22 protein-coding genes and 2 pseudogenes are annotated in these 24,989 nt (G+C 68.1%); 7 read left to right on the top strand and 17 right to left on the bottom strand.

Annotated features, from left to right (window positions below; all coding sequences use genetic code 11):
* Positions 1 to 15: 15 nt before the first annotated feature.
* The gene (locus tag ACWCQ6_RS29710; protein ID WP_451094403.1) at positions 16 to 4,194 is read left to right on the top strand and encodes an amino acid adenylation domain-containing protein; all 4,179 of its coding nucleotides are present in this window, start codon (positions 16 to 18) and stop codon (positions 4,192 to 4,194) included.
* A 41-nt stretch (positions 4,195 to 4,235) separates the two neighbouring features.
* Here the strand turns inward: ACWCQ6_RS29710 and ACWCQ6_RS29705 are convergent, their stop codons facing one another.
* The 6 genes from ACWCQ6_RS29705 to ACWCQ6_RS29680 all read right to left on the bottom strand — a co-directional run bounded on the left by ACWCQ6_RS29705 (position 4,236) and on the right by ACWCQ6_RS29680 (position 9,447).
* Positions 4,236 to 4,781, bottom strand: coding sequence for a hypothetical protein (locus ACWCQ6_RS29705; RefSeq protein WP_451094401.1), 546 nt, complete (start codon positions 4,779 to 4,781; stop codon positions 4,236 to 4,238).
* Positions 4,782 to 4,985: 204 nt separating this feature from the next.
* Positions 4,986 to 5,984 (bottom strand): trypsin-like serine peptidase, encoded by a 999-nt coding sequence (locus ACWCQ6_RS29700; protein WP_451094399.1) that lies wholly within the window; start codon positions 5,982 to 5,984, stop codon positions 4,986 to 4,988.
* Positions 5,985 to 6,034: 50 nt separating this feature from the next.
* Positions 6,035 to 7,348, bottom strand: a complete 1,314-nt coding sequence (locus tag ACWCQ6_RS29695; protein ID WP_451094397.1) for a cation:proton antiporter — start codon at positions 7,346 to 7,348, stop codon at positions 6,035 to 6,037.
* A gap of 37 nt (positions 7,349 to 7,385) precedes the next feature.
* A complete protein-coding gene (locus ACWCQ6_RS29690) occupies positions 7,386 to 8,066 on the bottom strand; it encodes a thioesterase II family protein (protein WP_451094395.1) in 681 nt (226 codons plus the stop codon).
* Between the two features lie 118 nt (positions 8,067 to 8,184).
* Complete coding sequence (locus ACWCQ6_RS29685) at positions 8,185 to 9,150, bottom strand: chlorinating enzyme (protein WP_451094393.1); 966 nt, start codon at positions 9,148 to 9,150, stop codon at positions 8,185 to 8,187.
* Between the two features lie 21 nt (positions 9,151 to 9,171).
* A complete protein-coding gene (locus ACWCQ6_RS29680) occupies positions 9,172 to 9,447 on the bottom strand; it encodes an acyl carrier protein (protein WP_451094391.1) in 276 nt (91 codons plus the stop codon).
* Positions 9,448 to 9,893: 446 nt separating this feature from the next.
* Between ACWCQ6_RS29680 and ACWCQ6_RS29675 the strand changes: the two genes are divergently transcribed.
* Together ACWCQ6_RS29675 and ACWCQ6_RS29670 are read left to right on the top strand one after the other, a co-directional pair.
* The gene (locus ACWCQ6_RS29675) at positions 9,894 to 11,114 is read left to right on the top strand and encodes a cytochrome P450 (RefSeq protein WP_451094389.1); all 1,221 of its coding nucleotides are present in this window, start codon (positions 9,894 to 9,896) and stop codon (positions 11,112 to 11,114) included.
* Positions 11,115 to 11,352: 238 nt separating this feature from the next.
* Positions 11,353 to 12,162, top strand: a pseudogene (locus ACWCQ6_RS29670) (aminotransferase class III-fold pyridoxal phosphate-dependent enzyme); the annotation flags it as partial.
* Positions 12,163 to 12,251: 89 nt separating this feature from the next.
* Here the strand turns inward: ACWCQ6_RS29670 and ACWCQ6_RS29665 are convergent.
* The 4 genes from ACWCQ6_RS29665 to ACWCQ6_RS29650 are packed head-to-tail and all read right to left on the bottom strand — an operon-like array spanning position 12,252 to position 15,446.
* Complete coding sequence (locus ACWCQ6_RS29665; protein ID WP_451094387.1) at positions 12,252 to 13,040, bottom strand: ABC transporter permease; 789 nt, start codon at positions 13,038 to 13,040, stop codon at positions 12,252 to 12,254.
* On the bottom strand, positions 13,037 to 13,990 hold the full coding sequence (locus ACWCQ6_RS29660) for an ATP-binding cassette domain-containing protein (RefSeq protein ID WP_451094385.1): 954 nt from the start codon (positions 13,988 to 13,990) through the stop codon (positions 13,037 to 13,039). Before ACWCQ6_RS29660 ends, ACWCQ6_RS29665 begins: the two co-directional genes overlap by 4 nt.
* Positions 13,991 to 14,032: 42 nt before the next feature.
* Positions 14,033 to 14,896: a DUF4097 family beta strand repeat-containing protein gene (locus ACWCQ6_RS29655; protein WP_451094383.1), complete on the bottom strand. Its 864-nt coding sequence runs from the start codon at positions 14,894 to 14,896 to the stop codon at positions 14,033 to 14,035.
* Positions 14,897 to 14,936: 40 nt separating this feature from the next.
* A complete protein-coding gene (locus tag ACWCQ6_RS29650) occupies positions 14,937 to 15,446 on the bottom strand; it encodes a hypothetical protein (protein WP_451094381.1) in 510 nt (169 codons plus the stop codon).
* Between the two features lie 845 nt (positions 15,447 to 16,291).
* Here ACWCQ6_RS29650 and ccrA point away from each other — a divergent pair.
* Both ccrA and ACWCQ6_RS29640 read left to right on the top strand, forming a co-directional pair.
* A complete protein-coding gene (gene ccrA / locus ACWCQ6_RS29645; RefSeq protein ID WP_451094379.1) occupies positions 16,292 to 17,662 on the top strand; it encodes a crotonyl-CoA carboxylase/reductase in 1,371 nt (456 codons plus the stop codon).
* Between the two features lie 39 nt (positions 17,663 to 17,701).
* A complete protein-coding gene (locus ACWCQ6_RS29640) occupies positions 17,702 to 18,346 on the top strand; it encodes an FMN-binding negative transcriptional regulator (protein ID WP_451094377.1) in 645 nt (214 codons plus the stop codon).
* Between the two features lie 163 nt (positions 18,347 to 18,509).
* Here ACWCQ6_RS29640 and ACWCQ6_RS29635 read toward each other — a convergent pair whose 3' ends face one another.
* The 6 genes from ACWCQ6_RS29635 to ACWCQ6_RS29610 all read right to left on the bottom strand — a co-directional run bounded on the left by ACWCQ6_RS29635 (position 18,510) and on the right by ACWCQ6_RS29610 (position 22,806).
* Positions 18,510 to 19,184 (bottom strand): LmbU family transcriptional regulator, encoded by a 675-nt coding sequence (locus tag ACWCQ6_RS29635; RefSeq protein WP_451094375.1) that lies wholly within the window; start codon positions 19,182 to 19,184, stop codon positions 18,510 to 18,512.
* Between the two features lie 137 nt (positions 19,185 to 19,321).
* Positions 19,322 to 19,609 carry a hypothetical protein gene (locus ACWCQ6_RS29630; RefSeq protein ID WP_451094373.1) on the bottom strand — a complete coding sequence of 96 codons (288 nt, stop codon included), beginning with the start codon at positions 19,607 to 19,609 and terminating at the stop codon, positions 19,322 to 19,324.
* Positions 19,610 to 19,895: 286 nt separating this feature from the next.
* Positions 19,896 to 20,144, bottom strand: a complete 249-nt coding sequence (locus ACWCQ6_RS29625; RefSeq protein ID WP_451094371.1) for a hypothetical protein — start codon at positions 20,142 to 20,144, stop codon at positions 19,896 to 19,898.
* A 405-nt stretch (positions 20,145 to 20,549) separates the two neighbouring features.
* The gene (locus ACWCQ6_RS29620; RefSeq protein ID WP_451094369.1) at positions 20,550 to 20,852 is read right to left on the bottom strand and encodes a hypothetical protein; all 303 of its coding nucleotides are present in this window, start codon (positions 20,850 to 20,852) and stop codon (positions 20,550 to 20,552) included.
* Positions 20,853 to 20,947: 95 nt separating this feature from the next.
* Entirely contained in the window at positions 20,948 to 22,021 is a 1,074-nt protein-coding gene (locus ACWCQ6_RS29615) for a sensor histidine kinase (protein WP_451094367.1), read from the bottom strand.
* Between the two features lie 89 nt (positions 22,022 to 22,110).
* Positions 22,111 to 22,806 carry a response regulator transcription factor gene (locus tag ACWCQ6_RS29610; RefSeq protein ID WP_451094365.1) on the bottom strand — a complete coding sequence of 232 codons (696 nt, stop codon included), beginning with the start codon at positions 22,804 to 22,806 and terminating at the stop codon, positions 22,111 to 22,113.
* Between the two features lie 186 nt (positions 22,807 to 22,992).
* On the opposite strand from ACWCQ6_RS29610, the gene ACWCQ6_RS29605 reads away from it, so the two are divergent.
* Both ACWCQ6_RS29605 and ACWCQ6_RS29600 read left to right on the top strand, forming a co-directional pair.
* Entirely contained in the window at positions 22,993 to 23,634 is a 642-nt protein-coding gene (locus ACWCQ6_RS29605; protein ID WP_451094363.1) for a M15 family metallopeptidase, read from the top strand.
* 54 nt (positions 23,635 to 23,688) lie between these two features.
* Positions 23,689 to 24,705 carry an endonuclease/exonuclease/phosphatase family protein gene (locus ACWCQ6_RS29600; protein ID WP_451094361.1) on the top strand — a complete coding sequence of 339 codons (1,017 nt, stop codon included), beginning with the start codon at positions 23,689 to 23,691 and terminating at the stop codon, positions 24,703 to 24,705.
* Positions 24,706 to 24,914: 209 nt separating this feature from the next.
* Here the strand turns inward: ACWCQ6_RS29600 and ACWCQ6_RS29595 are convergent.
* Positions 24,915 to 24,989 (bottom strand): annotated as a pseudogene (locus tag ACWCQ6_RS29595) (SigE family RNA polymerase sigma factor); the annotation flags it as partial.

Raw genomic sequence — 24,989 nt, 5'->3', positions numbered from 1 at the left:
TTCTCCTCGGCGGACATGCCGGAGGAGTTGCGGGGTCTGGGCTGGGTCCAGGCTCCCGAAGGCGGCGTCATGGCCGACCTCGACCCCGACATGCCCGCACTGTCCGTGCTGGATGTGACGGCGGTGGCCTCCGACACGGCCGAGGGACCGCAGCTGGGCGCGGTTCTCAGCTTCCCGACCGGGATTCTGTCCGCCGCCGACGTGCGTGAGCTGGGTGACCTGTGGGTCGACGCGCTCACCGCGCTGGCGAGTCATGTCCGTACGGACGAGAGGGCCGGCGGCCTCACCCCCTCCGACCTGCCCCTGGTCGAGGTCGGCCAGCAGGAACTGGAGGTGTGGGAGAAGGCCCATCACGGTCTGTCCGACGTGTGGCCGCTGACGCCGCTGCAGTCCGGTCTGCTCTTCCACGCGATGCTCGCCGACTCCGCGTTCGACGCCTACACCATGCAGCTCGCCTTCCAGCTCGGCGGACCGGTCGACGCCGACCGGCTCCGCGCGGCCGGACAGGCCTTGATCGACCGCTATCCGAACCTCCGGGTCGCGTTCGTCCCCGACACCACCGGCGGACACGTCCAACTCGTCGTCGACGACGTCGAACTGCCCTGGGACGTGGTCGACATGACCACCCTGGCGGACGACGCCGCACGTGAGCGGGCCTACGAGGAACTGCTCGCCCAGGATCTGCGGACGAACTTCGACCCGGCCCGGCCGCCGCTGCTGCGCATGACCCTGGTCCGTTTCGACGACCAGGTCTCGCATCTCGTCCTGACCGCCCACCACGTCCTGTTCGACGGCTGGTCGCTGCCCGTCCTCCTTCAGGACCTGCTGCGCCTCTACGCCTCGTACGGCGACGCCGCCGAGCTGCCCGAGCCCCGCGCCTTCCGTGATTTCCTCACCTGGCTCTCCGAGCAGGACCAGGCCGCCTCGGCACAGGCCTGGGCGCGCGAACTGGAAGGCGTGGACGAACCGACCCTCCTCGCCCCGGCTCAGCCGGCGCACGGCGACCGGGCGGGCACCGGACAGCTCTCGGTGCCGCTGACAGCGGACGATGCCCAGACGCTGGCGCGACGAGCCGCCGAGCTCGGCGTCACGATCAACACGCTGGTGCAGGGCAGTTGGGCGCTGACCCTGGCAGGACTGACGGGGCGCCAGGATGTTGTCTTCGGCGCCACCGTGTCCGGTCGTCCTCCCGCATTGTCCGGGGCCGACTCGATGGTCGGCCTGTTCATCAACACCGTTCCCGTACGCGTGAGGTGTGCCCCGGGGCAGAGCCTCGCAGAGGTGTTCACCGGGCTGCAGAGCCGACAGGCCGCCCTGCTCGACCACCACCACTACGGGCTCACGGCCATACACCGTGACAGCGGGCTGAGCATCCTGTTCGACACCATGATCGCGTTTGAGTCGTATCCGGTGGACCAGGAGGGTCTCGGTGACGCCGGCGCGGCATCGGACATCGCCGTGACCGGTATCCGCCCGTACTCGGGCACGCACTACCCGCTGACCGTGATCGCCGTGACCGAACCGCACCTGCGGCTGACCCTGCACTACCAGCACGGCCTCTACGGAGAGTCCGAGGCCGCGGACATCGCCGAGCGTTTCGGGTGTGTCCTGCGGCAGGCGGCCGCCGAGCCCGGGACCCGTGCGGGCCGACTGGAGCTGCTGGAGCCTGCGGAGCGGCGGCTGGTGCTCGACACGTGGAACGACACGGCCACCGAGCTCGTCCCGACCACGATTCCGGCCGCCTTCGAACAGCAGGTCACGGCGAGCCCGGACGCCGTCGCCCTTGTCGGCGACGGTACGGCGCTGACGTACCGAGAACTCGACGCATGGGCGGACCAGGTGGCGCACGGCCTGGTGCGCCGGGGGGTCGGACCGGAGACCGTGGTCGCCCTGGCCCTGCCGCGCACACCGCGCCTGGTGGCCGCGCTGCTCGGCGTGCTCAAGGCGGGCGGCGCCTACTTGCCGATCGACCCCGCCTACCCCAGCGACCGGCTGGCGTACGTTCTCGCGCACGCACATCCGCACCTCGTGCTCACCGACGCCGCCACCGAGGCAGTGCTCCCGCCGAGCGACGTCCCGCACCTGTACTTCGACGCCGTCGAGGAGGAGGCCCAAGCCGTCCGTGTCCCTCCCGCGGCCCGGCAGGCCGGACCGCGTCCGGACAACACGGCGTACGTGATGTACACGTCCGGCTCGACCGGATCGCCCAAGGGCGTCGCCATCACCCACGGCAACGTCACCGGGGGCGTCGCCCAGCTGGCACGTGCGCTGCGCGTGGAGCCCGGACAACGGATGCTGGCCGGTACCTCGGTCAACTTCGACGTGTCCGTGTTCGAGATGTTCACCGCGCTGACCACAGGGGCGAGCATCGAGCTGGTCCGCGACGCTCTCGTCCTGGGGGAGGGCGGCGGCCGTGGCGCGGACATCATCAGCACCGTCCCCTCGGTCTTCGCGGAGCTGCTGGAGCAGGGAGCGGACCTCGGCGCCCGCACGCTCGTCTTCGCGGGCGAGGCGCTGCCGATGGCTCTCGTGGAGCGCATCGGTGAGGCGCTGCCGGGTGCGCGGGTCGTCAACGCCTACGGGCAGAGCGAGTCGTTCTACGCGACGCTCTGGAGCGCATCGGAGCACGGACCGCGAGCAGCCGGCGAGCCCGCGGGCGCGGGCGCCCCCATCGGGGCACCGCTGGGGGACGTGCGGACGTACGTGCTCAACTCGGGCCTCGAACCCGCTCCGGTGGGCGTGGTCGGTGAGCTCTACGTGTCCGGGGCATGCCTGGGACGTGGCTACCACGGACAGACCGCACTGACGGCCGATCGGTTCGTCGCCGACCCCTACGGAAAACCGGGGGACCGGATGTACCGCACCGGCGACCTGGCGCGGTGGAACACCGACGGGCAGCTGGAGTACGCCGGACGGAGCGACCATCAGGTCAAGATCCGCGGCTTCCGTATCGAGCCTGGCGAGATCGAGGCGGCCCTCACGGCGAGCGCCGCGGTGTCGCAGGCCGTGGTCGTGGCCCGCGAGGGCCAGGGAACGGGGCGCCGCCTGATCGGCTATGTGACACCGGCGGCCGGTCCTGATGTCCGGGTCACCGCGGAGGGGCTGCGTGAGGAACTGAGCGGACGGCTCCCCGATTACATGGTGCCGAGCGCGGTGGTTGTGCTCGACCGCATGCCGCTCACCCCGAACGGCAAGCTCGACCGGTCGGCGCTGCCTGACCCCGGATTCGGGGCGGGGGCCTACCGGGCGCCGCGCACGGCGCAGGAACAGGTGCTGTGCGGGCTGTTCGCGGAGGCGCTCGGAGCGGAGCGGGTCGGAATCGATGATTCCTTCTTCGATCTCGGTGGGCACTCGCTGCTCGTGACCCGGCTGACGAACAGGATCCTGATGCTCCTCGGCGTGCGTTTGCCGATCCGGGCGGTCTTCGAGTCCCCGACGGTTGCGGGTCTCGCCGGACGCCTCGCCTCGGGAATCGACACGGACCAGTCGTCGGACCCGTACGCCGTGGTGCTGCCGCTCAAGGCGGGCGGGGAACGGCCTCCGGTGTGGTGGTTCCACCCCGGAGGCGGACTGAGCTGGTGCTACATGGGCTTCGCCCCACATCTGCCGGCCGACCGGCCCAGTTACGGAATCCAGGCCCGCGGCCTGGACGGCGACGCCGCTTTGCCGAAGTCGGTCGAGGAGATGGTCTCGGACTACATCGCCGAGCTGCTCACGGTGCAGCCGGAGGGGCCCTACTACCTGGCGGGCTGGTCCTTCGGCGGAACGCTGGCCCACGCCGCAGCGGGTGAACTGGAGCGGCGCGGACACGAAGTGGCGCTGCTGGCTCTCCTCGACTGCGCCCCCAGCGCGTTCTTCGCGGACGTCAAGGACGCCCCGGAGGCCGAGGTACGGCGGATGTTCGAGGCATACGTGTCGATGGCCGACCACGAGGGCCTGGTGGATCGGATGACGGAGATCCAGATGGAGCATCTCGCCCTGATGCGCCGGTTCACCTCGCCGGCCTTTCACGGGCGAGCGCTCTTCTTCAGCGCGACGGTGGACTCCCCGGAGGCCATCGCCGAGCACTGGAAGCCGTACATCCTGGGCGGTATCCAGGAGTACGAGATCGAGTGCAGCCACCACGCGATGCATCTGCCGGAACCCGCCGCGGCCATAGCGGAGATCATCAGCCGGGAGCTGGAGGTGGGGTGACGCCGGCAGGCGAAGGCCGCCCGGCTCCCGGAGCCCGTCATTCAGTCGACGGGCTCCGGGAGCCGGGCTGTTTCCTTGGGCCAGGGCATCTCGTACACCACCGAGACGACGCACCCGTGCTCGGGCGCGACGTCGACGTAGCGCACCATGTACTGCACCGAACCGTCGCGGGGCCGGGAACACCGGCCGCGGGCCACGGCCCGCTGCTGCGCCGCGATCCGGGCCGGTTTGCGGGCCCGCGTCAGTTCCTCCGGCTCGACGCCGTCGGGCACGGCGAGCCCGAGCCCGATGGGAGAACGGCAGACCGCGTACACGACGAGATCCCCGTGCTCGACCAGGGCGAAGTGCGACCTGCGGCCGGCCGGGGAAGCCGCCGTGAAATCGTGCAGCCGCCCGCAGTGCGGGCAGGGGCCGTCATCGATGTCGACAGCCACGGGGTCCGTGTCCAGTGACGCCCCCAGGAGCGAGAACAACCCCCGGCGCACCGCCTGGAGACGGGCCTCCTGCTGTTCGTCCGGACCCGCGCCGCGTTCTTGGGCGGTGATTTCGGTTTGCGGGAGGTTCTTCCTCGTTCGCGCGGACAGCACAAGGGAGCGCAGTGTGACGGGGACGTCGTCCCCGTCACACTGCGCTGAGTCGAGATCGACCGGCGGCGCCGGCAGCGGTGGAAGCTGCGCACCCCAGCCACCGCCGGGATGCGTGGCCGGTACGTGAGGGGGTGCCGGATCCCGTGATCTCATCAGGCCCACCGCCCCCTCCGCCGGTTCGACGCGCTGTCAGACCGGCAGGTCCTAGGGCCGGGCCTCGCCGATCTGTTCCATCATGGCGTAGAACTCCTGCATGTCGGCGTCGAAGCGCGGCGATGCCGTGAAGGAGCCCGTGTCGTTGATGCTGTTCAGGCCGGCGATGTAGCCGGCTCCGGTGTCGTAGTCGTAATCCAGCAGCCATGGCCCGCCGCTGGAGCCCGGCTTCATGTTGGGGCACTCCACCTGCCACATGTTGATGGGCGGCACGGTGGGCTCCACCAGGTCCTGACAGAACTCCTGATGGTTGCCGTCGTAAGGCGGACCGGAGTACCCCAGGAGGGTGACTTGCTCACCGGTGCGCATGTCGGGGACGATCTGGAAGCCGCCGGCCGCCTCGACGACGGTCTCGCCCTTGGCGTTGTCATTGACTACGAGCATGCCGTAGTCGTTCTCGTAGTCGGGCTTGGCGCCGGTGCTCCAGAAGGGCGAGGTCGCGATATTCCATGCCGTGAACGCGCCGTAGGGCGCGCTCCCGTCGTGGTAGGCAGGGTAGAAGACATGGTTCTTGGTCCATGTGCCGCCCGGGCCCTCGTGCAGACAGTGCGCCGCCGTCAGGACCAGGACCTCGGAGTCGCTGTTGACGGCGGTGCCGGTGCAGGCGTCGGGCGTTCCGTTGGCGTGCTCGAAGACGAGCTTGCCGACGGCTGTGGAGTACGGGCCTTCCACCGCGGCGGTGTCGGCCTGGCGGAGGGCCCCGGATGCGGCGCCCCGCTCGTTCGACAGCGCCTCCTCGACGCGTTCGGGGGTCCAGTGGGCCAGCAGAGCGCGTTGCCGGTCCGCTTCGGACGCGTTCCTCGTACCCGGCACATCGACGATGGCGGGGCGTTCGGTCGCGGCGGGCTGTTCGGCGGACGCCGTGCCCGCGGACGAGCCGACCGTGGCGACAACGGCCAGTGACAGCGAGATCAGGGTCGCTCTGAGGCGTCTGAGACGTCCGGGATGGTGCGAGCGTCCGAGCGACGACGCGGAGGACTGACGGGACATGAAAACAACTCCGATGTTCGGTGCGAGTGTTGAGGAGCGACGGGACCGCTTCAGACGGGCTGAGCGGTGAACTCCCGTTCACGATCGATCTCGGCCTTGGTCGGGGCGATGCGCCCTGTGGACCACCGCAGAATGGGCGGAGCCATGACGGAGGTCACCACCGCGACCAGGACGATCACGGTGTACGAAGCGGTGTTCAGGACACCGAGACGCAGGCCCACGGAGGCCAGGACGATCTCCACCACGCCGCGGGCGTTGAGGCCGGCCCCGATGGCGAGAGACTCCGCGCGGTCGAGGCGGCCGAGCCGGGCGCCGAGGTAGCCCCCGGCGAACTTGGCGACGACGGCCACCGCCAGGGTGATCACTCCGGCGATCAGTACCCCGGGACGGGCCAGGGTGGAGAGGTCCACCTGAAGTCCTGCCGTGGCGAGGAAGAGCGGGGCCAGCGTCGCCATGACGAAGGCCCGCATGGAGTCGATGGACCGACGGCTCGCCGTGCCGAGGGAGCTCACCACGATGCCGCACAGGAAGGCGCCGAGGATGGGCTCCATGCCCAGTGCGTGCGTACCCGCAGCACTGAGCATGACCATGGCGAATATGAGGGAGAGGCTGAGTCCGGGCTGGGACGACCGCTCGGCGGGAAGCAGTACGCGCGCGGCCAGCGGTCGCGCGAGGAAGGCCGCGACGGCCAGCACGACTATCAGCAGGCCGACCGACTCGATCACCACGCCCATGCGCAGACCGTGCGTCACCATCGCCGACACGATCGACAGCAGCAGCCAGCCGGCGATGTCGCTGACCGCGGCCGCCCCGACGATGATCTGTCCCACGTTGCGGTGCAGCAGGCCCATGTCGAGGAGTGTCTTGGCGATGACCGGGAGCGCGCTCACTGCCACGGCCACGCCGATGAACAGGGCGAAGGTGCCGCGATCGCTCTCCCCGCCCATCAGCGAGCTCGGCAGCAGGAAACCCAGGGCGAGGCCGAGGGCGAGAGGCAGCAGCACGCTACTCGCGCTGACGAGGCCGATGGCCTGCCGTTTGCGGCGCAGCAGTCCGAGGTCGATGTGCGCCCCGGTGATGGCGACCAGCAGCAGGACGCCCAACTGGGAGACGATGTTGAGCAGATGCATCTGCTCCGCTTCGCGCGGCAGGAGCCAGTGCGAAAGCCCGGGGGCGATGTTCTCGAACACCGAGGGCCCCAGTACGACGCCCGCAGTCAGTTCGCCCACGACGGGAGGCATGTGCAGCCGCGCGGCGACCCGCCCGAGCAGCACAGCGACTGCGACCAGCAAGCTGATCTGCAGAAGGAAGAGCAGCATTTGATGTTCCGTCAGGCCGGGTGTCGGCCCGGAGGAGAGCGTCATCGTGTTCCTTTCCGGAGCTCTGGGGCGGGCCGCCGCCTCAGAGCTCGGTCAGGGTGGCGAGCAGTACGGCGGCGACGCCCGAGGGATTGGTCGCGGTGAGCAGGTGGCTGCCGTGCAGCCGCACGGACGAGCAGTGGCCCGTGGTGTGCCGGGCCCAACCGGACAGATCGGACAACGAGGTGTCCAAGGAGCCGTGGAGGACCGTCAGATCGCCAGAGATGGCCGTCGTGCGCGCGGTCTCGACGAAGGACCGCGACAGGAGGAGATCCGCGCGAATCAACGGAAAGGCTCCAGCGGCCAGTTCAGGATCGCGGAGCACCTCGTCGGGAATCACCCCGCCCATGGACGTCAGGGTCGCGACTGCCGACTCCAGGGTGTCGGCGTCGGCGGTCGCGATGGTCCGCTGCGCCGAAGGCGGCGAGTTGGAAGCCGCGACCAGGGCAGGCCGCCGTCCCCCGCCCAGCGCCGCTACGACCGCGAGTCCGATGTAGGCGCCGAGGCTCTCCCCGTAGATGATCTCGACGGGCCCATCGATCTGTGCCAGCACATCGGCCACGGCGGCCGAGGCGCTGGTGACGAAGGGCTCCGCGTAACGGCGCCCGCGACCCGGCAGTTCCACCGCGCGAACGTCGACTTCGTCCGGCAGTGCGCGGCGCAGCCGGCGAAAATAGCCCGCACCGCAGCACGACGGGGGGATGAGTGCGACCACTGGTCTCATACGGCTGGGCCCCTCTGAACAGTGCACCACCGTTCATGGTCTCCGGTCTCCCCGGCACGCGGGCGTCGCCGGCCCCTGGGCGATGCAGAAGCCGGCGGCGATGCGTCCACGGGAGTCGTCAGCCGGCCGCCACCGTGCGGACCGGAGTTCCCCGCAGCGTCTCGGTGATGATCTTGTTGTGTCCGTACTCGTCGCGGCCCCTCGCCAGAACGGCACCCCACTTCTCCAGGGAAATGCTCCCCCCGTACTCCTCGATGTGGTCCGTGTCCGGATAGACCCGCACCTTGGTCGGGACGTAGCGCGTGGCGAATCCCATGCGGTAGTTCTTGCCCTTGCTGATGTTGGGCAGGGACGCATGCATCAGCGTGGACCAGAAGATGACGCATTGGCCGCGCTCCATGACGAGGGAGTAGGCGTCCTCCTCGTTGGGCTTCCAGTCGGGGTCTACCTGGAGCTGCCGGTAGTCGTAACCGAAGAACCCGCGCGGTACGCCGTCCTTGACCTCCGCGTTAATGCGGCCCTCGTCGAACTCCATATGCTTCGTCTCGTCGTAGTTCATCTTGTTCTGCGTGCCCGGGATGATCTGCAGGCAGCCGTTCTCGCGAGTCGAGTCCGTGAACGCGGTCCAGACCGTGATGGTGCCGGCGCCGAAGTCGTCCTCCGACTCGCCGGGCCACAGCAACTGGGGCTTGCCGCTGGCGTTGGCGAAGGTGTCTGCCTGATGCCAGTCAGTGCCCTCGTCGCCCGGGTATTTGGGGAAGAACTCGGAGCGCCAGCAGAGAAGATCGGGTCCGAGGATCGATGCCACCCGGTCCACGATCTTCTGGTTGCAGACATGCTCGACCAGCCGGTCGATGTCGAGATGGCGGTCGTAGTTGAAGATGTTCGGCGACCCGACGCTCGCATCCACCTCCGGATACGCGGCGTGGCCGCGATCCAGGGTCTCGCGGTGGACCTGCCTCCACAGCTGGTCCATCTCGTCGGGGGTGTAGATGGTCAGCGGGCCGATGAAGCCGTTCCTGTGGAAGAACGTGAGTTCCTCGGCGGACAGGGAGAGCGTGTCCCGCTCGGCGCTGGCAGTCATGCTGTGCCTTCCTTGGTTCGGCTATGCGGACGTGCGGGTCGGCTGAGCCTTGGCCACGGCCACGGAGAGAGGCTCGTCATAGGCGACCTTCATGTCGAGGCTCACACCGAACGATTCGGCGAGGAACAGGTTGAGCCTGGCAAAGGTGAGTGAATGGCCGCCGACATCAAGGAAATTGTCGGAGGCGATAATCTCCGGGTCTTCGAGTTCGGTGCGCAGCCAATCAATGACGGATTGCTCCACGACCGTGTTGTCCGGAGAGCGGGCCGTGTCGTCGTGGGACGTAGAAGATGGCATGGGAGCATCCTTCTTCGATTTCCGATCGATCCCGATTCTGTTCGGTCCCGATAATTGAGTGGTTCCGGTCTTTCGGGGTGGTCGCCACCGATCCTGAACATACCTGCATCAACGGTGGGTTGAGCAATCGATGTCCTGTCGGCAGGACAGTGTGAGGCCCGGAAAACGCTCGACTCTATCCCTCGTCGCCCCGGGCCCCTATAGTCGGCTGAGCATCCGCCGACCCCTCCAGGAGAGGGGCTGAGGCATTTGCGGTTGCTCCTGCGGTGGAAAGCCGAGATAACGGTGCACACGGGTGCCGTGAAGATGGCGAATACGCCCTCCTGGCAAGCGATCCGAGCCGGAGTACGGGCAACCGAAATGGCCTGAAAATGCAGGTACGGCGACTCATCGCGTCTGGGATATCTAGTTCGTTGCGGAATGACTTCGTTATGAGGGAGAAATACATGACCGAGCTGCTCCCAGAAGCGATCTGGCTGCCGAACGAGCGGCCGAGCGGCTGTCCGTTCAATCCGCCCGAGCCGTTGGCGGAGATCCGGGAGAAGACCCCGCTCAGCAGGATCTTCTTCTCGGGCGATGTGGAGGGCTGGCTGGTCTCGAGCCACGCCCTGGCACGCCAGGTTCTGGCCGACACCCGCTTCAGCAGCGGTAGTTACCATCGCGCGCCCATCCAGGGAGCTCCCGCGATGGAGACCCCGCCGCCGCCCCCGCCCGGGTTCCTCTCCCTCATGGACCCGCCGGATCACACCCGGTACCGGCGGCAGCTGACCGGCCAGTTCACCGTGCGCCGTATGCGCCAGCTCACCGAGCGCGTCGAGGAGATCACCCGCGACTGCCTGGACGACATGGAGAAGCAGGAGGGCCCGGTCGACCTGGTGGAGGCCTTCGCCCGCCGCATTCCCGGTGTCGTCATCTCGGAACTGCTCGGAGTCTCCTACGACGACCGCCAGAAGTTCTTCGACATGGTCGACCACATGCACTCCCTGGGCCGCAGCAAGGCCCCGGCTCAGGAGCAGCAGCAGGCCTACATGGCGGTGCGCACCTTCATGAGCGACCTCATGCTGGCGAAGCGCGACGAACCCACCGACGACCTGTTCAGCGGCCTCGCCACGAGCGACTTCACCGACGAGGAGATCATCAATCTCGGCCTCACGCTGCTCGGCGCCGGTCTCGACACCGTGGCGGGGACGCTGGCTCTCGGGGCGTTCGCCCTGCTGCGTAATCCGGAGCAGTACGCGGTGCTGCGTGACGCCGCCGAACCCGAGGCGGAAGGGCGGGCAGTCGAGGAACTGCTGCGCTACACCGCGGTGCTCCCGATTCTGACCCGCACCGCCCTGGAAGACGTCGAACTCGACGGGCACCTCATCAAGGCCGGCGACATGGTCACTGTCTCGACCGCGGCCGCCAACCGCGACGCCGCCAAGTTCGGCGCCCCCGACGACCTGGACCTCACTCGGTCGACCCGCGGTCACCTGTCCTTCGGCCACGGCATCCACCAGTGCGTCGCGCAGCAGCTGGCACGTGTCGAACTGCAGGTCGCCCTCCCTGCGTTGGCCAAGCGCTTTCCGACACTCCGGCTCGCTGTCGAGCCGGAAGAGGTACCTGTGCGCGACGAGATCGCTTTCTACGGACTGTGGAAGCTGCCGGTCACCTGGGACCGGGTGTAACCGCCCTTCAGCCCTCCCTCAGGCGACCGCGGGTGGAGCCTTCATCCCCCGTGCGGTTCCCCCGTGGTCATCCGGCGGCCCCGGAAATCGTCCCTCAACGATTTCCGGGGCCGCCCGCATGTCCGCGCTGGGGCGGCCCCGGAAATCGGCCGCCGCCTCGCCCTCACCAACGCTACTTATGCGAAAGGGACATGATGATGCCTCACCCTCCACAGCGGAGCGACCGTGAGCGGATCAACCGTTCCACAGCGAGAGCGCCGAGCAGGAGTGCGAGCGCGCGCTGCGGCACCTGGAGGACACCATCGTCTTCGAGGGGCCCGCGACCGTCGCGGCGATCGTCCTGGAGACGGTCCCGGGCACCGCCGGCATCATGGTGCCGCCGCCCGGCTATCTCGCCGGCGTGCGCGAGCTCTGCGACCGCCACGGAATCGTCTTCGTGCTCGACGAGGTCATGTCGGGTTTCGGACGCACGGGCGCATGGTTCGTCGCCGGCCACTTCGGTGTCGTGCCCGATCTGCTGACGTTCGCCAAGGGCGTCAACTCCGGCTATGTTCCGCTGGGCGGCGTCGCGATCAGCGGGGAGATCGCGGCCACCTTCGCCCGCCGCCCCTACCCCGGCGGCCTGACCTACTCCGGACATCCGCTCGCTTGTGCCGCCGCTGTCGCGACGATCGGAGCGATGGCCGCGGAGGATGTGGTGGGACGGGCCCTCCGCCTGGGCGCCGACGTGATCGGACCGGGGCTGCGCGCGCTGGCCGAGCGGCACCCATGCGTGGGCGAGGTACGCGGGGTGGGCGTCTTCTGGGCGCTCGAACTGGTGCGGAACCGGGATACCCGAGAGCCGCTCGTTCCGTACAACGCCTCAGGGGCGGACAACGTGCCGATGGCGGCGTTCACGGCTGCCTGTCGGGAGAACGGGCTGTGGCCCTTCGTCCACATGAACCGCACGCACGTCGCTCCACCGTGCACCCTCACCGAGGCGGAAGCGAAGGAAGGTCTGGGGATCCTCGACGAGGCGCTGAGCCTGGCCGACGCGTATACGACCTGACTCCGCCTCCGGCCCGCTACGACACCAGCCACCGAGTCCCCGAGTCGATCGGGGCCGGTGGCTGCTGTGCGGGTACGTCCTACCGGAGGTCAGCGTCCTCGTCCGTGAAAGGCGACCCGGGCCCAGAAGAAGCCCACGAGGGTGACGCCGACGAGCCAACCGAGCGCGATGTACGCGCTGTTGTCGATGGCACTGCCCATCAGCAGTCCGCGCAGGGTGTCGATGATCGGCGTGAAGGGCTGGTATTCGGCGAACCAGCGCACCCCGGCCGGCAAGGAGTCCGTGGGAACGAAGGCACTGCTGATGAGAGGCAGGATTTGCAGGGGCATGGCCGCGGTGTTGGCGCTTCCGGGGGACTTGGCGGCTGACCCGAAGGCGATCATGAGCCAGGTGAGCGCGAAGCTGAGCAGTGCGAGAACACCGATCGCGGCGACCCACTCGACGGGAGTGGCGGTGGGCCGGAACCCCATGACCAGGGCGACCATCAGCACCAGCGTGACCGTCGCCATCGTCCGCAGGAAGCCTCCGAGGACATGACCGGTGAGCACGGCCCCGCGGGACATCGGCATCGTGCGGAACCGCTTGATGATGCCCTCGGTGAGGTCGACGCTGACCGTCACGGCTGTGCTTCCGCCGCCGTAGCACACGGTCAGCAGGATCATCGACGGCGCGATGTAGTCGAGGTAGTCTGCGCGGCCTCCCGAAGCCCCGGTGACGCCGGCGCCGAGGGACTCGCCGAAGATGTAGACGAACATGAGCAGGAGGACGACGGGGGTCACCAGGCTGGAGACGAGCATGGCGGGGAAGCGGATCCCGTGGCGCAGGCTGCGTCGCAGCATCGTCATCGAATCGCTGACGGAATAGCCGAGGGCGCTCATCGGACAGACTCCTTCGGACGGCGCACAGGGGCGGTGAGGGCGAGGAACACGTCGTCGAGATCGGGCGTGTGGACCGTCAGTTCGGCCACCTCGACCGCCCGTTCGTCCAGCCGGTCGAGCAGACCTCGCAGCGAGTGGACGCTGCCGTCGCTCGGCACCCGGAGAGCCAGGGCGTCGTCGTCCCGTCGGGCGTCGTCGAGTGCGAGAAGCGCCGTCTCGAGCTGATGCTGTGCACCGAACTCCAGGCGCACATAGCTTCCGGGGACACGGCGCTTGAGTTCGGCCGCCGTGCCCTGCGCCACGAGCTTGCCCTGGTCGAGCACCGCGATGAGGTCCGCGAGCTGGTCGGCTTCCTCCAGGTACTGCGTGGTGAGGAAGATGGTGACGCCGTCGGCGACAAGCGTGCGAATGATGTCCCACATGGCATGCCGACTGCGGGGATCGAGCCCGGTCGTCGGCTCGTCGAGGAAGATGACGTCGGGCCGGCGGACCAGGGTCATGGCCAGGTCGAGTCGGCGACGCATTCCGCCGGAGTAGGCCAGGGCACGCTGGGCGCCCGCCTCCACGAGGTCGAACTGATCGAGGAGCTCGTCGGCCCGGCGCCGCGCCTCGCGCCTGCCCAGATGGTGCAGATCGGCCATCATGATGAGGTTCTCGCGACCGGTGAGCAGATTGTCCACCGCGGAGAACTGCCCGGTGACACTGATGGCGGCGCGCACGGCCTGGGGATCCTGGGCCACGTCATGGCCCGCGATGCGGACACTGCCTGCGTCCGCATCGATGAGGGTCGACAGGATCTCCACCGTAGTGGTCTTGCCGGCTCCGTTGGGTCCGAGCAGCGAGAAGATCGTGCCTGCCGTCACTTCCAGGTCGATGCCGTCGAGGACCACATTGCTGCCGTACGCCTTGCGTAAGCCGGTGACGTGGATCGATGCTTGGGGAGTCGTCACGCCCCCTCCTTCCGTTACTTTTTGCTGGATGGATGTGCTGGGTCAGGCCCGGTGGATGTCGATCGCACCGACGACGGTGCGCGTACGCAGCCGGACCGTGTCGGTGGAGCCGGAGGGCGCGGCCGACTGGGCGAGAGCGTTCTGTACGCCCCCCAGCAGGCTCTGCGCGTCGAGGCGGGCTGCGACTCCTTCGCGCACGCCGACGCCGAGCGAGCCACGAGTGGTCTCCAGGACGATCTCGCCGCGCATGACCTCGCCGACATAGATGTCGCCGTTGGTGTTCTTCACCGTCACGCCGTTGTGCGCCCTCCCGATGGAGACCTCACCACTCGTCGCGGTTACCTGCACGTCGCCCGTGACATCACCGATGGTCGTGGTACCGCTGAGGTTCTTGATGTGCGCGGGCCCGTCGAGATGTTCGATCTTCAGATCGCCGTGCGTCGAGGTGATGTCCGCCGTGCCGGTCACGCGGCCGATCGTCACGTCGCCGAGGGCGGCCTCCACGCGGAGGTCCGCGGTCTCCTCGAGCCGGATGCTTCCGCATGCGGAGTCAAAACGGCAGTTGCCGAGGCGGCCGTGGCCGGTGAAGTTGCCAAGAGCTGCCCTGCCGCGGATGTCCGAGCCCGCGGGCAGCTCGATGGTGACGTCGATGGCCGACTCCTTCTCCTCCTCGGGGGAACGGGTCCGGGAGAAGAGCCCACGACGCGGTTTGGGTGTCTTGATCAGCAGCTTGCCGTTCTTGTACTCGACCACGGTCTGCTCCGCGGCTCGCGTGGCCCCCTCGCTGTCGCTGCCGGGGCTGATGGTGACAAGGGTGTCGGTGCGGTCCCCGCTGGTGATGTTCACATCGGCGGCGATGAGTTCGAGGCTGACGGAGACAGGCTCGGGTGTTTCGAAAGCAGGCATGGCAAGGCCCTTCTGGGAGTGGGGGTGTGGTCGGGCAGGACTAGCTGAACCAGCCTTCCCGGCTGTCGTTGACGCGCAGACCACGACTTCTGCCCGGGCCCTTGCGGCGAGCGGTCTGCAGGGCAGTGGCGGCGGCCCGCACGAGCCAGGCGTTGGCCGAAACCCCCTCCTGGCCGGCGACTTCGTCGACCTGCTGCTTCAAGCGTTCCGGCATGCGGACGGTGATGCGCGAGACAGGGCCTTCATCGGCTGTCAATGACGCCCTGGACGGACCGTGGGTGTCCTGCGTCTCGTCCGCCTCCGGGCCCGGTGACGTGGTGACCAGGAACCCGGGGTTGCTGCCGCGAAGGCGAACATCCACAGAGCCTTCGGGCAGGCTCGCGCTGATCTCGTCCGCAACGTCTGACACCACCTCCAAAAGCGTGAGCCGGATGGCCGACTCAAGGGGGATAGCAAAGCGCTCAAGGAAGGCCTCGGCCTCCGCGCCTCCGGCCGTGCCGGCCGCAGCGAGCGCTCTGCTGAGATTCGTGACATGCGGCGCTAGGTCCATGGCGTCACCGTAGCGTCATGAGTGACGTCACTGCAAGCAGAGTGACGTCATTTTGGTCGAGTGATGACGTCACTGATGGCGTCGGCGGTGTCAGGTGTGCCGTCGCGGTGGACGCCACCCGTGTCCTGGCAGCAGGACACGGGGCGGTCGGGCGGTGCCGTCCGCGCGAAGGGCGAAGGGGGCTGAATTATTCGGCTCCCATTCTATACAGGAATAGGGTCCGGGTTCCGTCAGGGATTCGCCAGTAATGGAGTGCCGGGGGCGCCAGCATTGCCGACCTTTAAGGGCTGTCCCGTAATCCCCGGTGGGCGCACGACGTCAGCTACGGCACCTCGCCGCGTTGTCGGAACATCCGCATACATCCAGTATGCGGACGTCCCTCCGCCTTGCGATGCACCGCATCTGACGCCGCGCGCTGATCCACCGGGGATTACGGGACAGCCCTTAGTCGAACTCGACGCGCTGAGTGGTTCCGGCAGTGCCGACAAAGGGCCGGTGGCGCTATGGTGACGGAGCCATTACCGGTCGCGGTGCGGTCGACGGCCGCCTCGTGTGTGTCTTCTGCCGGAGCGCCACTTTCGCGGGTCCGGTGTGGTGAACGAGATGCCTGGGGAAGATGCCTGCGCGGAGTAATTCCTTTTTCTTCCGGACCGTATTTCGTCCTTCCCCCGGGGAATATCGGGGGAGTTTCCCGGCGGACGTGCCGCGGACTCGCCCGCCGGGCGCCGGCCAGGACTGGACGCGATCGTTCCGGCGTCACCGGCTCGGCACCGCGCCATGCGTGACGTCACGGTGGTCGGCAGCCGACTCGCTCACCCGACCCTAGAAGATCTGAGGATGCCAGGATGAAAGAGATAGTCAGCGCGGTGCTCTCCGGCGATGCCCAGGAGAAGGACTTCGCGGCCCTGGAGGTGCCGGAGTCCTATCGCGGTGCCGTTGTTCTGAAAGAAGAGACGGCCATGTTCAGCGGCATGGCAACCTCCGACAAGGATCCGAGCAAATCGGTACACATTCAGGATGTTCCGACTCCGGAACCCGGCCCGGGCGAGGCGCTCGTCGCGGTCATGGCCAGCTCCATCAACTACAACACGGTGTGGAGCTCCCTTTTCGAGCCGCTTCCCACCTTCAAGTTCCTCGAGCGCTACGCCCGTTCCATTCCTGGAGCCGACCGGCACGATCAGCCCTTCCACGTGTTGGGCTCGGACCTGTCCGGTGTGGTCCTGCGTACCGGTCCTGGCGTGAGCAACTGGAAACCGGGGGACCGCGTCGTCGCGCACTGCCTGTCGGTGGAGCTGGAGTCCCCGGATGGCCACGGCGACACGATGCTGGATCCCGCACAGCGCATCTGGGGTTTCGAGACCAATTACGGAGGGCTCGCCGAGCTCGCCCTCGTCAAGACCAACCAGCTGATGCCCAAACCCGGCCACTTGACGTGGGAGGAAGCGGCCTCCTCCGGCCTGGTCAACTCAACGGCGTACCGTCAACTCATTTCCCGCAACGGCGCCGACATGAAGCAGGGCGACGTGGTGCTGATCTGGGGGGCGGGTGGCGGCCTGGGCTCCTATGCGACGCAACTGGCCCTCAACGGTGGCGCGATACCGGTGTGCGTCGTATCCAGCGAGGAGAAGGCCCGGATCGTCAGGGCCATGGGAGCGGAGCTGGTCATCAACCGGGCTGCCGAGGGATACCGGTTCTGGAAGGACGACACCACTCAGGACGTCGGGGAGTGGCGCCGTTTCGGCGCCCGCATCAGGGAGCTCACGGGCGGTGAAGACCCTGACATTGTCCTGGAGCACCCCGGTCGGGAGACGTTCGGAGCCAGTGTCTACGTCACGCGCCGCGGTGGGACGGTGGTCACCTGCGCCTCCACGTCCGGCTACCAGCACGAGTACGACAACCGCTATCTGTGGATGAACCTCAAGCGCATCGTGGGTACTCATTTCGCCAACTATCGCGAGGCGTGGGAAGCGAACCGATTGATCGCACGCGGAATGGTGCACCCCACCCTCAGTCAGGTATTTCCGCTGTCGGCCACAGGCGCTGCCACGCGCGCGGTTCAACGCAATGAGCACAGCGGGAAGGTGGGCGTTCTGTGCCTTGCCCCAACGGAAGGCCATGGGGTCGAGGATGCTGATTTCCGAGAGCGGCACGTGTCTTCGATCAACATCTTCCGGGACCCGCTGTCCTGTCGCCGAGACACCGCTGTCGGCCTGTAGCGACACACTTCGACCTCGCACACTGGAAGGAATGAAGGCATGTTTGTTCCCGCTCAATACCGCCAGCCCGACGTCTCCTGGATGGTGGACCTGATACGCGAGAATCCGCTTGCGCTGTGCGTGACGAACGGCGGTCCGGAGGCCGGGCCATGGGCGACGCACCTGCCGGTGATTCAGGATCCGCGGATGACGGACGACTGGGCTGATGACCTGTCGGGAGGCATGCTCCTGGGACACATGAACCGGAAGAACCCGCACTGGACGGCGCTCGAGGCAGGCCAGCCCGTCCTCCTGGTGTTCGCCGGACCTCACGCGTACGTGTCGCCCACGGTGTACCAGAAGTCGCCGGCCGCGCCGACTTGGGACTTCACCTCTGTCCACGTGCACGGGGTGGTGGAGAAGATCGAGTCCACGGAAGACACTCTCGAAGTCGTCAAGTCCACGGTCCGGGCCTTCGAAGGCGGGCTGGGTACGGGATGGGACATGACGGATTCGGTGGACTACTTCCGTAAGATCGTCGCGGGCGTGGGCGCGTTCCGGGTCAACGTGACCGGCGCGGAGGGGATGTTCAAGCTGAGCCAGGAGCAGGAACCTCATGTCCGCAAGCGGGTGCGTGAGTCCTTCGCCGAGCACCCCTCCGGACAGCACCGGGAAACAGCCCGGCTCATCGGCAAGCTGCCGTGACCGGCCGCCGATCGATGCGGCGGGCGGCGCTCTTCGGATCGCCCGAGAGGTCGTGACCCCGTCTGCGGACACGACTTGAGCCGCCCCTGATGAACTCGGGGGCGGCTGTGGGGTGTTCGACCACGTGACGGCGACCGAACACCTGTAGGACCGGAGGAGGAAGTCAGGCGCTGATCGCCGCGACATCCTCCTCGGGCTCCAGGACCTGTCCGGCGGCGCTGTCAAGTGTTGCGAGCACCCACTTCTCGAACTTGATTCCGGACTGTTCGGCTGCTTTGTTCCACCGACCGATTCGGTTTTCAGGAACGGTCAGCTGCCGTATCGCATCCTGCCGAGCGACCTCGGTCGAGTCAGTGGTTTCGACAGCCTTGATGGCGTTCCGTAGCTGCTTCGTCGTCCACGCTTTGTTCTCCGCCTCGTTCAGCCAGGCTTCTTGCATGTCGACGGTGAGTGAGGCAACTTCGGCGTGGTGCTGGAACGTCAGGCCCGACCTTCGGCGCTGCATGTCGAAGCGTCTCGCGACCCAGGCGTAGTTGCGCAGTGTCTGGTACTTGAGTCCGGCCGTGCGGATGCCCAGCTGGTACCGGTCGGCGTAGTGGTCCTTCCCGTATACAAGCCAATCCCCCAGCCACCAGGAGGACGAATCGACCACTCCGGCCAGCTGGCCACCCGCTCGTTGCCACGAGTCGAAACTGAGGTCGGGCGGCATCTGCAGTCCCACCCGCGTGGTGAGTACGTCGCTGCGCCGCCCTTCGGCGGCTGCTCTTCTCCGCGCCTGGTCCGGCAGCGTGGGTCTGGTGTTCCTGGTGGCAGAAACCGATCTGCTCGAGGTGTTCATCAGTTGCCTCCGCGTATGAAAAAGATGGACAGGCGAAGAAGTGACGAAAGGATAGAGGCCAGGCCAACGGGGCTCGGGCATGGCGCTGCCCCCCTGTAGCCGAAACCCCGGTGGACCAGGGCCGGTGTCCCACGGCGTCAGACCCGGTCGGTGTCCAGCCTTGGGGGGGTCTGAGACCACCCCCGCAGTTCCGGCTGACGCAGTGCCTTGTCGATGACAGCCTCGGCCTCGGCGGGGTGCATCCCTTCCGGAAGGGTGAGCGACAACTGCGCACGGTCAGGGGTCAATCCGGTCAGGTAGGCGTTCCAGGAGACCGGCAATAAGGAGATCAGGCGGACTATTGCCGTCTCCGGGATCATGCTGGCGGCTTCGCCTTCGGAAACTGTGATCTGGATCCGATGCTCAACAGGCATGGTGAAGTCCATCGCTCTCATACGGTGGAGGCGGTGTCCACGTCGGTACCGTGCCCTCGCCGATGACAGGGAGGCGAGTCGGGTAGCGAGCTCGGGTGTCGGATCCGCTGCGTTTGTCTGAAGCTGTGCGCACATGGCCGGTACGGGTCGCTCGACCCGCTCCTGGCCGGCAGAAACGCGGCGAGGCAAAGGCGCCGGGCGCAGGGTCGTTTCGGGCTGGTCCGCAGCGCTGCCAGGGCGGTGGTTCAGCCGGCCGGCGGGTCATCCGCGTTCTTATGGGACTCGGCTCAGGCCGGGGTCACCCCCAGTCGTGAACGTTTTCGGCCAGGGACATGAGGATGTCGAGCCCGGATGCCAGTGCTTCCTGGGCCACGTGGTGAACAGCGTTCCCAGCGGAGGCCGGCGATACCGCCTCGCGGGAATCGGCCATGGCATTCGCCGGCGCCGTGAAGAGCAGGGTGCCGGCTCCCAGGAAGGAGCAGAGCATCAGCGTGAACGATGTGCGGAAGCGTGCGTCGCTGTTTCTGCGGCGGGTGTAGGACGGCATTGTGGTGTGACTCCCCCTCAGTTCTGCAAGGCATTTCTTCGCCTCGCGGGGACAACACTGCCCTTGAGGAGCTACTCGATCGAGGTGCCCATGTGGTCAGGTTGCTGCAGATCGCTGTGCCACATGCTGCATCGGGCGCGGAGAGAGATATTCCTGTTGCCCACCTTGTAGCGGGCCGGTATGGCGGGCGCAGATCGGCAATTTCCGTACCCGGAAAGCCCTTTCTGTGGTGGTTCGGCGGATTCGGCTGATTCGCCACGTCGGCCGCACGGCGTCCTCCGGCTGGGCGACGGTCTCCTGGCACTGGGCCGAGCAGCCCGTCACGTCCGATCAACGCAACGAGATTCTCCGGCTAGCACTCGATGATGTTCACCGCAAGCCCGCCCCGCGCCGATTCCTTGCACTTCACGCACATGGAGTGGTCTTGATGCCCCGACGGTTGAGGTCGACCAGCAGCCTGCGGACCGATATGCCGGCGGCATAGTCGCGATAGAGCTGGGCCAGAACAGGACCAGTCACCGGGTCGACCTTCAAGATCCCGTTGCGGCACTTGGGGCAGGTCTCCAGCTTCTTGCCGAACTCCCACTTGGGGCAGGTTTCGCAACGGTAGTACCCGAACCGGCCACGGTTGGAGTGGGGGAGTCCCTTGTTCCGCCGACGCTCGAAGGTGTCGCGCCAGGAGTCGGCCTTCCGGCCATGCCTCCACATCCGCCCGACCCCTTCATGAATCGGTGCCGGTCAGGCATAACGTCCTCACTGCGCGGTTTAGTTCCTGCGCTCAGTGCGACGGGCGGGCCACGACCCTATCCGGCGCCGGGCAGCGACACCCGGACGGCGAGTCCTCCGCCGGGGTTGGGGGCCAGGGCCAGCTCGGCGTGGTGCGCGCGGACGATGCTGGAGACGATGGCCAGGCCGAGACCGTGGCCGCGGCGCGTGGGGTCCTGCTCGGCCAGGCGGCCGCTGCCGCGCAGGAAGGGTTCGGTGAGGCGGTCGACGGTGTCGGACACGGACGGTCCGGTGTTGGTGACGGTCAGAAGGGTGCGGCCGGGTCGGGCCGGGTCTGGGCCGGTGGTCAGGGAGAGCGATCCGCCCGTGGGCAGGTTGTGGCGTACGGCGTTGTGGAGCAGGTTCAGGACGAGCTGGCGCAGCAGTACGCCGTTGCCGGTGACCGGGGCCTGGCGGGTGTCGGCGAAGACGGCGATGCCGCGTGTCCTGGCCTCCTCGCCCACGGTGTCGACGGCGCCCCGGGCGGTGTCGGCGAGGTCGAGCCGCTCCATGGCCGGCGGGGTGTTGTCGAGGGCGGAGAGCTGCAGCAGGGCGTCGGTGATGTCGATGCCGCGCTGGTTGGTCTCGCGGAGCCGGGAGACCAGCCGGCGGTAGTCCTGGCCGTCGGGGTCGGCGACGGCCACGTCGAGCATGGTGCGGCTGACGGCGAGCGGGGTGCGCAGTTCGTGCGAGGCATTGGCGGCGAAGCGCTGCTGGGCGTCGAAGGACCGCTGCAGGCGGGCGAGCATGTCGTCGAAGGTGTCGGAGAGCTCGGTGAACTCGTCGCGGGGACCGGTGAGTCCGATGCGGTGGTCCAGGGAGCCGTCGGCGGCCCGGCGAGCCGCTCGGGTGATGTCCTGGAGGGGGCGCAGGACGCGGCCCGCGATGAGCCAGCCGGCGCCGAGCCCGATCAGTGCGAGCAGCAGCAGGGTGACGCCGGATGCCTTGACCAGGGCCTGAAGGATGTCCGGACGTGTGGCGACGGCAGCGGCCTGCGGGTTCACGTCGCCCAGCGGGTAGTTGGGCACGAAGCGCATGGCCAGGTAGACCACGACCAGGCTGAACGCCCCGGCGACGACGACGAAGAGGGCGTAGGTGAGGGTGAGCTTCATCCTGGCGGTCAGCCGCCGCGGCCGCCCGGACCGCGCCGGGCCCTCGGCCGTGTCCGCTCCTCCGGCTCGGTGGGGTGCGGGCGCGCGCCTCACCGCGTGTGCCCCGCTGCCCCGTGGTGCCCCGCAGGCCCGGCGAGACGGTATCCGACACCGGGCACGGTGTGGATGGCCGATGGTTCACCGAGCCGTTTGCGGAGCGTGGACATGGTGATGCGTACCGCGTTGGTGAACGGGTCGGCGTTCTCGTCCCAGGCCCGTTCCAGCAGCACCTCCGCGCTGACGACGCCGCCCCGCGCGGTCATGAGGACTTCCAGGACGGCGAACTGTTTCCTGGTGAGCGCCACGTATCTGCCGTCGCGGAAGACCTCACGCCGGAACGGGTCCAGCCGGATTCCGGCGTAGTCGATGACGGGGGGTGTGCCGTCCTTGGGCCGGCGGGCCAGCGAACGCAGACGCACGACCAGCTCCTTCAGATCGAAGGGTTTCGTCAGGTAGTCGTCGGCGCCGATCTCGAACCCGGCGACCTTCTCGTTGATCAGGCCCGCCGCGGTCAGCATGAGCACACGGCAGCCGAGGCGCCGCTCCACGATGATCCGGCACACGTCGTCCCCGTGCGTCCCGGGGATGTCGCGGTCCAGCACGACGACGTCGTACTCGTTCACATCGAGGCGCTCCAGGGCGGTGTCCCCGTCCGTGGCGATGTCGGAGGCGATGGCTTCGAGCCTCAGTCCCGCCTGCACCGCCTCGGCGAGATACAGCTCGTCCTCGACAATCAGCACCCGCATACGGCCTCTCCTGCTCTGCGCCTCACTTGGCCGGTCGTCGGCCTGCCCGTACCGACCCCATGGGAACAGTACGGGCCTATCGAAAACGTATCGGGAAATCGAAACGGTCCGACAACACGGACCGCCGTTCACTCGGAGCATCGGTCCGCGGCACCCGCCGCCCGTACGAGATGCCCGGAGGCGCACATGCACGACGACCCCACCGCGAACCGCTCCGCCACGGCGGCGCGGCGCTTCCCCGGGCGGACGGCGGCAGGAGCGGGCGCGGCCGCGGTGGTGGCGCTGGCAGCGATCTGGGGCGTGACGGCGCGGAGCGAACCGGCCGTGCGGGCCACGGCGGCGGACCACGTGGCGGACGGCGGTGAATCGGGTGCGGAGGCCGCTCCGGACGACACCGACGGAGGTGACCGCCCGGACGGTCGTGAGCTCACCCCGTTCGACACCGGGTACCCGGCCGTCGGCCGTCTGGACGAACGCCTGCTGAAGGCCGTGCAGAAGGCCGCCCGGGACGCCCGCGAGGACGGCATCGAATTCCGCGTCACCTCGGGATGGCGCAGCAAGGCGCACCAGCAGCGCCTGCTGGACGAGGGCATCGAGAAGTACGGGAGCGCCGAGAAGGCGAGGCAGTTCGTGAACACCCCGCAGAAGTCGACACATGTGTCCGGGAAGGCGGTCGACATCGGCCCCACCGACGCCGACGACTGGCTCATACGCCACGGCTCCGACTACGGCCTGTGCCAGGTCTACAGCAACGAGATGTGGCACTTCGAGCTTCTGACCGAACCAGGTGGCACCTGCCCGGCGCCCCTGAGCAGCGCGGCCGGCTGACCGGCGATGAGTTCAGCCCGTGAGTCGACGCCAGCCCCTTCCGAAGGACATGCCATGGCAGATCTGCGCGAGGACCCCTACCCGGATGTGCACATCGGAGGCGGATTCTCCGATCCCGCCGAGACACCGACCGCCGTTCCCGGTCCCGGCCCGGGACGGCACGGGGACCGGATCCTCATTGCTGCCGCGGTGGCGACGGGGTTCGTGCTGGTCTGCCACTCGTTCGTGCCCGATGTGCCGGGCAACCTGGGCAGCCTGCTCGAAACCGTGCTGCCCTGGACCGGCCTGGCCGTACCGGTGCTGCTCCTGGCCGCCCTGTTCCGCAGGTCCGTGCCGGCGGTCGTCGCCGCCCTCCTTCTCGGTGCCGTGTGGTCCGCCCTGTTCGCGCCCCTGTTCCTCGGCGGGCGCGGCGACGCCGAGCCGAACCTGACCGTGGTGACCCACAACGTCCATGCCGCCAACCCCGACCCCGGCGCGACCGCCCGGACGCTGCTGGCCGCCGACCCCGACCTGGTTGCCCTGGAGGAGATCACCGACGATGCGCTGCCTGCCTACCGGAAGGTGCTGGACCGCCGGCTCACCCACTCCGTGCACATCGGCACCGTCGCACTGTGGAGCCGCTACCCCATCATCGAATCCCGGCGCGTCACCATCGATCCCGGCTGGAGCCGCTCCCTGCGCGCCCTCGTCCGGGGACCGAAGGGCCCCCTCGCCGTCTACGTGGTCCACCTGCCCTCGGTCCGCGTCGGCGCATCCGGCTTCGCCACGGCCCGGCGCGATGACACCCTCACTGCCCTTGTCCGGGCCCTCGACCACGAACAGCAGAAGAAGGTCCTGCTGCTGGGCGACCTCAACGGCACCACCACCGACCGCAGGCTCGCATCACTGACCTCCCGGCTGACTCCCGTCAAGGACAGGGCCGGAACCGGCTTCGGCTTCAGCTGGCCCGCGGCCTTCCCTCTTGCCCGCATCGACCACGTCCTGGCCCGGGGTATCACCCCCATCGATGCCTGGACCCTCCCTGCAACCGGCAGTGACCACCGTCCGATCGCCGCCGCCCTCAAGACATAGCCGACGCGGCGGGCCCGGACCGTCTCTCCCCCGGAGTAATTGACGTACTGTCAGCACCCCGCGGGTCGATGGCGAGGCTTCCGGAGCCGTGAGGGCGCGATGGGCGGGAAAGTCCGAAAAAGATCGCTCAGGCGGTCCGGGTGGCCGCTTGACGTGCGTGTTTTGCCGTGCTTTTACCGTGCGGAACGGTGGTGGGAAATGGTGCGGGGCATGTCCGCGAAGTAGCGCAGCACCAGCACCTCCCGCTGGCGCCGTTGCAGCCCCCGCATCGCCTTGATCAGCGC

This window comes from Streptomyces sp. NPDC001880 (assembly GCF_053594575.1).
This window is presented reverse-complemented; position numbering and strand designations above follow the sequence as displayed.

Coding starts and splice junctions, on each gene's coding strand:
- ACWCQ6_RS29710 (WP_451094403.1), top strand. CDS start 16: ATGCCGGAGGAGTTGCGGGGTCTGGGCTGGGTCCAGGCTCCCGAAGGC.
- ACWCQ6_RS29700 (WP_451094399.1), bottom strand. CDS start 5,984: ATGTCCCGTCAGTCCTCCGCGTCGTCGCTCGGACGCTCGCACCATCCC.
- ACWCQ6_RS29695 (WP_451094397.1), bottom strand. CDS start 7,348: ATGACGCTCTCCTCCGGGCCGACACCCGGCCTGACGGAACATCAAATG.
- ACWCQ6_RS29690 (WP_451094395.1), bottom strand. CDS start 8,066: ATGAGACCAGTGGTCGCACTCATCCCCCCGTCGTGCTGCGGTGCGGGC.
- ACWCQ6_RS29685 (WP_451094393.1), bottom strand. CDS start 9,150: ATGACTGCCAGCGCCGAGCGGGACACGCTCTCCCTGTCCGCCGAGGAA.
- ACWCQ6_RS29680 (WP_451094391.1), bottom strand. CDS start 9,447: ATGCCATCTTCTACGTCCCACGACGACACGGCCCGCTCTCCGGACAAC.
- ACWCQ6_RS29675 (WP_451094389.1), top strand. CDS start 9,894: ATGACCGAGCTGCTCCCAGAAGCGATCTGGCTGCCGAACGAGCGGCCG.
- ACWCQ6_RS29665 (WP_451094387.1), bottom strand. CDS start 13,040: ATGAGCGCCCTCGGCTATTCCGTCAGCGATTCGATGACGATGCTGCGA.
- ACWCQ6_RS29655 (WP_451094383.1), bottom strand. CDS start 14,896: ATGCCTGCTTTCGAAACACCCGAGCCTGTCTCCGTCAGCCTCGAACTC.
- ACWCQ6_RS29650 (WP_451094381.1), bottom strand. CDS start 15,446: ATGGACCTAGCGCCGCATGTCACGAATCTCAGCAGAGCGCTCGCTGCG.
- ccrA (WP_451094379.1), top strand. CDS start 16,292: ATGAAAGAGATAGTCAGCGCGGTGCTCTCCGGCGATGCCCAGGAGAAG.
- ACWCQ6_RS29640 (WP_451094377.1), top strand. CDS start 17,702: ATGTTTGTTCCCGCTCAATACCGCCAGCCCGACGTCTCCTGGATGGTG.
- ACWCQ6_RS29635 (WP_451094375.1), bottom strand. CDS start 19,184: ATGAACACCTCGAGCAGATCGGTTTCTGCCACCAGGAACACCAGACCC.
- ACWCQ6_RS29630 (WP_451094373.1), bottom strand. CDS start 19,609: ATGGACTTCACCATGCCTGTTGAGCATCGGATCCAGATCACAGTTTCC.
- ACWCQ6_RS29625 (WP_451094371.1), bottom strand. CDS start 20,144: ATGCCGTCCTACACCCGCCGCAGAAACAGCGACGCACGCTTCCGCACA.
- ACWCQ6_RS29620 (WP_451094369.1), bottom strand. CDS start 20,852: ATGTGGAGGCATGGCCGGAAGGCCGACTCCTGGCGCGACACCTTCGAG.
- ACWCQ6_RS29615 (WP_451094367.1), bottom strand. CDS start 22,021: ATGAAGCTCACCCTCACCTACGCCCTCTTCGTCGTCGTCGCCGGGGCG.
- ACWCQ6_RS29610 (WP_451094365.1), bottom strand. CDS start 22,806: ATGCGGGTGCTGATTGTCGAGGACGAGCTGTATCTCGCCGAGGCGGTG.
- ACWCQ6_RS29605 (WP_451094363.1), top strand. CDS start 22,993: ATGCACGACGACCCCACCGCGAACCGCTCCGCCACGGCGGCGCGGCGC.
- ACWCQ6_RS29600 (WP_451094361.1), top strand. CDS start 23,689: ATGGCAGATCTGCGCGAGGACCCCTACCCGGATGTGCACATCGGAGGC.